9 protein-coding genes are annotated in these 6,328 nt (G+C 49.7%); 6 read left to right on the top strand and 3 right to left on the bottom strand.

Annotated features, from left to right (window positions below; genetic code table 11):
• Nucleotides 1-123 precede the first annotated feature (123 nt).
• Nucleotides 124-507 (top strand): hypothetical protein, encoded by a 384-nt coding sequence (locus tag ACP5J3_RS09940; RefSeq protein ID WP_428495549.1) that lies wholly within the window; start codon nt 124-126, stop codon nt 505-507.
• Here ACP5J3_RS09940 and ACP5J3_RS09935 read toward each other — a convergent pair.
• Nucleotides 488-1,177, bottom strand: coding sequence for a molybdenum cofactor biosynthesis protein (locus ACP5J3_RS09935; RefSeq protein WP_428495548.1), 690 nt, complete (start codon nt 1,175-1,177; stop codon nt 488-490). The two genes, ACP5J3_RS09940 and ACP5J3_RS09935, sit on opposite strands and share 20 nt — an antisense overlap.
• 163 nt (nt 1,178-1,340) lie before the next feature.
• On the opposite strand from ACP5J3_RS09935, the gene ACP5J3_RS09930 reads away from it, so the two are divergent.
• From ACP5J3_RS09930 to ACP5J3_RS09910, 5 genes are all read left to right on the top strand, one after another.
• On the top strand, nt 1,341-2,615 hold the full coding sequence (locus ACP5J3_RS09930; protein ID WP_428495547.1) for an FAD-dependent oxidoreductase: 1,275 nt from the start codon (nt 1,341-1,343) through the stop codon (nt 2,613-2,615).
• Entirely contained in the window at nt 2,612-2,902 is a 291-nt protein-coding gene (locus ACP5J3_RS09925; RefSeq protein WP_428495546.1) for a ferredoxin family protein, read from the top strand. Before ACP5J3_RS09930 ends, ACP5J3_RS09925 begins: the two co-directional genes overlap by 4 nt.
• A gap of 3 nt (nt 2,903-2,905) precedes the next feature.
• The gene (locus tag ACP5J3_RS09920; RefSeq protein ID WP_428495545.1) at nt 2,906-3,700 is read left to right on the top strand and encodes an electron transfer flavoprotein subunit beta/FixA family protein; all 795 of its coding nucleotides are present in this window, start codon (nt 2,906-2,908) and stop codon (nt 3,698-3,700) included.
• Nucleotides 3,701-3,702: 2 nt separating this feature from the next.
• Nucleotides 3,703-4,746, top strand: coding sequence for an electron transfer flavoprotein subunit alpha/FixB family protein (locus ACP5J3_RS09915; protein ID WP_428495544.1), 1,044 nt, complete (start codon nt 3,703-3,705; stop codon nt 4,744-4,746).
• A gap of 91 nt (nt 4,747-4,837) precedes the next feature.
• Nucleotides 4,838-5,608 carry a DNA polymerase sliding clamp gene (locus ACP5J3_RS09910; RefSeq protein WP_428495543.1) on the top strand — a complete coding sequence of 257 codons (771 nt, stop codon included), beginning with the start codon at nt 4,838-4,840 and terminating at the stop codon, nt 5,606-5,608.
• 82 nt (nt 5,609-5,690) lie between these two features.
• Here ACP5J3_RS09910 and ACP5J3_RS09905 read toward each other — a convergent pair whose 3' ends face one another.
• Nucleotides 5,691-6,047, bottom strand: coding sequence for a succinate dehydrogenase (locus tag ACP5J3_RS09905; RefSeq protein ID WP_428495542.1), 357 nt, complete (start codon nt 6,045-6,047; stop codon nt 5,691-5,693).
• A partial coding sequence (locus tag ACP5J3_RS09900; protein WP_428495541.1) for a succinate dehydrogenase occupies nt 6,038-6,328 on the bottom strand: 291 nt, incomplete at its 5' end. The genes ACP5J3_RS09905 and ACP5J3_RS09900, both read right to left, overlap by 10 nt.

Below are 6,328 nucleotides of genomic sequence, written 5' to 3'. Positions count from 1 at the left end.
TGGCATCGAGCCCCTCAACCCCCGTCGGAATAGTCTCGTAGTAGAGGTGGTACTCCGACACAGACAGAAACTAAGTGCACTTATATATACTCTTCTATTTAAATCCCAGAAGCCTATTAATTGGTGGAGGCGAAGCTAAGAGAGAGCGTCAGGAACGTGAGCAAGCTACGCGTCTACGCATTAGTCGAGTCCACTATTCCGGAGATGAGCAGAGAAATCGGCGAATTCCTATCAGAGGCCATAGCCAAACCTATCGAGGTTAAGGCCGGTAGCATCAACGTAGCCATGACATTTCTATGGAGCCTAATAAACAGAGTCGCTAGGCACCTCGAAGAGGCGGGGGAACAGGTACTTGACGTAGAATTCACCCGGGGGAAGACTGTTATCATTACTAGAAGCGGATATGCCATAAACATAGTGGTTAGGATGCGGCACAACCAATACGTCTCTGAGATAGAGGGCGTCGTCGAAGTTGAGGAGTCTCCGTTTAAGATTGAGGACTTCTAGGCACGCGTCTGCCGTCGCCAAGCACCCAGTACTCCCCATCGCTTCTCTTTTCGAGTTTAAAAATCGGAACCTCGTGCTTTACCCTCTCCAACGCCTCTCTAGCTATTCTAAATGCGACGTCTCTATTCACCGCAGATACGAAGACGTACACCGTGTGGTCGCCCGGCCTCAACGAACCAGCTACATGGTAAATTCTAGCCTCGAGCACCCCCTCCTGACTCCTAGCCCACTCCTCAATCTCCCTTATTTTGTGACTAGCGTGGGGCTCATAGGCCTCGTACTCCAATAAATTTACGGTGGCGTCGCCCACCCTCCCCTTGACATAACCCACGAAAATCACCACCCCCCCGCCGCCTCTCGACGCCGTCTTTTCAATTATGTCGACAACCTCCCTGTTTAAATCTACAGGTTGGCTAACCACTCCCCCTCCGCCACTCACGGGGGGCATCAACGCCACCTCGTCCCCCTCCCTCAATACATAGAAGTTGTCGAGTGTCCGTCCGTTTACTAAGACCAACAACTCCTCTTTGAAAACCTCAGCTTTTGGATACCTATTAAAAAACCAGTTGATTAACTGACCTAATGTGTAGCCCGGCGGAATGTCTAACTCTTCAGAAATTCTGCCAGTTACATCTCTTAGAGCTGAGAAGTACTTAAGACGAATTTTCACGGCATAGAAGGTGTTAGGCATTTTTAAAAATGCTAACACCAGATCTGGAGCGGCATTGCGTCGAGGTTGTTTTCCAGAATCTATCTCAGGCATATGTTGATAGAAATTCTAATTCGCTTCTTGACGAGATCCATATATATTTATCTAGACAAGACCCGTTGTTATGAAGTTCGACGTGGCTGTAGTAGGGGCTGGACCCGCGGGCCTCGCCGCTGCCTACAAGCTTGCCTCTTCTGGTTTCAAGGTAGTAGTCTTAGAAAGGGGGAGGGAGCCCGGGGCCAAGGAGCTCTACGGCGGCCGCATCTACGCGTACTGGCTTGACAAGTACCTGCCCGAATTCCGCAAAGACGCCCCAGTCGATAGGTGGGTTAGAAAGGAGAGGGTATCTTTCCTAACTGAAGACAAGGCTTTAACAGTGGAACTTGCAATAACTCAAAAGGAAAAGACCAGTTTCGTAGCGCCACTAGTCTCCTTTGTATCTTGGCTATCTAAATTGGCACAGGGCGCCGGCGCAAAAATCGTGACAGAGGTCACCGTAGAAGCCTTGGTAAAAGACGAGAAAGGAAAAATTACTGGGGTACAGTCGGGGTCCGACGTCTTGCAGGCAGAGTATGTAATCGACGCGGAGGGGGTTAACCGTCTACTTCTAGAACGCGCTGGGATAGTGAAGAAGCTAGAGCCGGAGCTGGTTGCCGTCGGCGTAAAAGAGGTGTTGAAATTTGAAAACAAGAAGGTGCTTGAGGAGAGGTTGGGCCTCGACGAAGACGAAGGCATTGCGTGGGCGTTAGCCGGCTATCCCACAGAGTATCTGCCCGGCGGCGGATTCATCTACACGTACAAAGACTCCCTAGCGCTCGGCGTCGTTGTGTATCTAAAGAACTGGGAAAAGCTGAAAACGCCGGCATACGACCTAATTGAGAAGTTTAGGCTACATCCCTACATTGCGTCTCTTGTAAAAGGGGCCACTCTACAGGAGTACGGGGGGCATATGACGCCGGTGGCTGGGATTAACATGTCGCCTCCCCGTTACTACTACGACGGCTTGTTAATTGTAGGCGACGCCGCTGGGTTCCTACTGCACACAGGAGTGTTGATACGCGGAGTCGACTTCGCCATCGCCTCCGGCGTATTAGCCGCCGAGGCAATCAAGGAGGCAAGAAGCCCCTCAGCTGAGGATCTGGCAATTTACGAGAAAAAACTTAGAGAAAGCTTCGTCTTGCAACAACTTGAGAAATTCAGATCGGCGGATCGTCTGCTAAGCGACGAGTCTCTGTTCAGAGATCTAGCTCTGCTATCCACAGAGGCGGCGTACAAATACTTCAACATAGACCACAACCAGAGGACGCTGTTTGAGGCTGTACGTGAGGCGTCGAAGAAAACACGTGTTAACATGTTAAAGACAATGATAAATATGATAAGAATGTTAAGAAGCCTATGAGCTTGAAGTATTTTACAATAGAGGAGCGGCTCAACGCCAACGCCTGGGATGTCGATGTTCACAGACCTCACATAAAGATAAAGGACCCCGATAAGTGTAGAACATGTGAAAAGAAGCCATGTACCTATATGTGCCCAGCGAAGTGCTACGTCCAGCAGGGCGACTATGTAGTGTTAAGCACCGAGGCGTGTGTCGAGTGCGGGACCTGCCGCGTGGTGTGTCCACACGGCGCAATTGAGTGGAACTATCCGCGATCCGGAATGGGGATTTGGTATAGGTTCACCTAGGCTATGAAGATCGTTGTTCTCACAAAGGCGGCTGTTCCCCTCTCCTCGGCGATAAGAATCGATCCAAAGACCGGCACTCTGGTAAGAGAAGGCGTGCCACTCACAGCAAACGTGTGGGATAGAGACGCCGTGGAGTTTGCCCTGAAACTTAGAGATCGATATGGGGGCGAGGTGATAGCCCTATCCATGGCACCGCCTAGCGGTATCCCGGCCTTAGAAAGCTTGATAGGTATGGGCGCCGACCGGGCCATCCTCGCCTCGGACAGGACGTTCGCGGGTGCTGATACCTGGGCCACGGCGCACGTACTCGCCAAGACAATAGAGAAGTTTATTCCAGACTACGATTTAATAGTTGCTGGCGAGGAGACTATAGACAGCACCACGGCGCATATAGGCGCGCAGACGGCGAGCTGGCTGGGGGTGCCATACGTCTATTACGTATATGACGCGGAGATAAAGGGAAGGACACTTGTAGTTCGCCGCTTCTTAGAGGACGAAGGTGTTGACGAGGTTTATGAAGTGGAGATGCCTGCTGTGGTATCTGTGCTAAAGGGTTCACAAGTGCCGAGAGAGATTAGCCTAAGCCGTAAGCTTGACGCCAGGGAACGTATCCAGATAATAAGTAACAAGGAACTAGATCTAGATCCCGAGTGTGTTGGTCTACGAGGTAGCCCCACTGTGGTCGCCGGCATGGCGCCTGCTGTGTATCCGCCACGTAAGAAAATAGTATTGCAAGGCGAGCCGGGCGAGGTCGCGAGAAAACTAGTCGAGGCGTTAAGACAGGAGGGTATATTGTAGCTATGCCCTGCAAGCTTTGGCCTCCGGTAAACAAGGAGGAGTATAAAGGTGTGTGGGTCTACCTTGAACGGGATGGCGACAAGAGGCTGAAGGACGTGGGTTTGGAGTTGCTGGGCAAGGCCAGGGAGTTGGCGCAGAAACTCGGAAACTCCGAGGTCGGCGGCGTGATTGTAGCGGGTAGTGAAGAAATGGCCCGTGAGGCCATCTATCACGGCGCTGATAAAGTCGTAATAATCAACAACCCAGATCTAAAGACATACACGCCTATGGAGTACGCCGAAGCCATCGCCCAAGTTGTGCAGAAGTACAAGCCAGAGATCTTCCTCATAGGAGCCACAAAGCGGGGTAGGGAGCTTGCGGCGTATATTGCAAACACTTTGACAACGGGGATAACGGCAGACTGCACCGCACTGGAGATAGATCCCAAGACCCGCGACTTATTACAAATACGCCCCACATTCGGCGGCACACAGCTAGCCACAATAAGAACGCCCCAACGGCGTCCGCAAATGGCAAGCGTCAGACCCGGCGTGTTTCCAAAACCACAACGTGATACTAGCAGAACTGGAGAAATAATTGTAGAAAGAGTAGAGATACCCACCAGAAAGACGCGTTTAGTATCTATCGAGAAGAGAATAGAGAGAGACATTGCAGATCTACCTCCTGTCGAATCCGCGGACGTTGTATTGGCGGGAGGCAGAGGTCTGGGCTCCGCGGAGGGGTTTAAGCTACTAATAGACCTGGCTAAACTGCTCAACGGAACAGTAGGCGCATCGCTTATGGCGGTGCGCGCCGGCTGGGCTCCACATACTAGGCAGATCGGCCAGACCGGCAAGACAATTCGCCCCAGGCTATACATAGCGGTTGGTATAAGTGGCGCCATACAGCATTTAATGGGCATCACAGAGGCTAAGACAATAGTCGCAATAAATCCAGACCCACATGCCCCAATTATGGAAAACGCCGACTATGCCGTGGTGGGGGACTATAAACAGATCTTACCAGCCTTAATCGAGGAAATAAGAAGGCTGAAAAATCAGCGTTAATACCACTCTTCACGCATCAGCGATCGGGGTCCTCCTCACTAATACATCACAGCTAAACACAGTTATTTATTTCTGCAAGTTGGTAAGTTTTATGAGTGCAAGAGCTTTATTCCCAAAGGGCAAAGAGCCTCGCTACGCCTTTGAGGTCCTAATCAAAATGTTGCCCGAGGCTGTGCTCAGTTTCTCCAGCGATGGCATAACTCTCAAAGCGCTCGACCCCACTAAGACCACGCTCTTCGACTTGAGATTCAACGCCACGGCTTTAGAGGACTACTTCGTCGAGGAGGAAACCAAGGTGGGGCTTATCTTCACCACAATTAAGGACGTAATTAAACGTGTAGGCGCCACGGAGAAACTGGAGCTCTACGTCGACAAGGAGAGAAACCGATTTTCGCTCTACATATACCCCAAAAGAGGCAAAGACGTCGGCTTAATAAGGCGATTCTCCTTCCCCATAGTACAGGTTGTTGAAGAGGAGATACCTGAGCTAGCCGTGTCTTTCGACGCCTCTTTCGAGATAGACTCAGATGTACTAGACGACACCCTGTCCATGGTTGCCGGGGTGTCCGACTGGGTGCAGATAACAGTGGCTCCAGAGAAGGTATCGTTCAGGGGTGTTGGTGAGGGCGGGAAAGCATCCGAAACCGAGTTGGGTTTCGATAGCGAATCTGTGTTCAATATATCTGCCGAGGAACCTGTGTCCGGGAAGTATACCGTAGAGATGCTTAGAGACATCAGTAGCAAAATGAAGAGCATTTCAAAACGCGTAAAAGTGGAAGTCTCAACTGGGAAGCCTATTAGACTGACCTACGAATTTACAACAGGTACATTCATAGCAGTTGTGGCTCCGAGAGTAGATTAGAAATAAAAAGGAAAACCAAACATTATTTACGTGATGTCAGCTGGTATTGCTGATTCGTGAAGAGAGACACCAATTCTGAATTTTATGGGACAAATACTAATGTATAAAATATCATTATGGCTGTTATTACCATAATTGCATTGATTACGATATCAAGTATTTTTCTCCCATTTTCATTTTTAACAATCTCTCCAAGTATTCTTCTCGTACCGTGTGATCCGTGAATAACCCAATTTATAGCAACTATTACCCATATCAAGCCCCATCCTACTTTTTCAAGAGCATATGGTATAATAACTAATGGGTGTGTGGACATCGCCTTGCTGAGTGGTATATAGCCTAGCGCGATCGCCGCTATGATCACGGCTGGCATGCCTATGATCATTATCAAGGCGCTTATGATTATAATGAGGCGCTCAGTACTGCCTCTCATGGCCATGTTTCAGATCCGTAGATTATTAAATATATTCCCAGCGCTGTTCCTACGATAGTACCCACAATTGTAAGCGCCACGAGTAACAAATGTAACGTGGATGTTCTCAACGCTGGCACTGATCGTATTGGATCGCGCCTAGGCCACCCCTTTATAATTCCCAGTTCTATCAACACTATCCTTAGACCATTTATGCCATGGAAGAGTATCGAAAATACAAATAACGCCGCCAATAACTTACCCAGAGGTGTCATGTCCAGTTTTAAAGCCTCTTCCCACGATCCATG

This window comes from Pyrobaculum sp. (assembly GCF_049971835.1).
Taxonomy (GTDB): domain Archaea; phylum Thermoproteota; class Thermoprotei; order Thermoproteales; family Thermoproteaceae; genus Pyrobaculum.
This window is presented reverse-complemented; position numbering and strand designations above follow the sequence as displayed.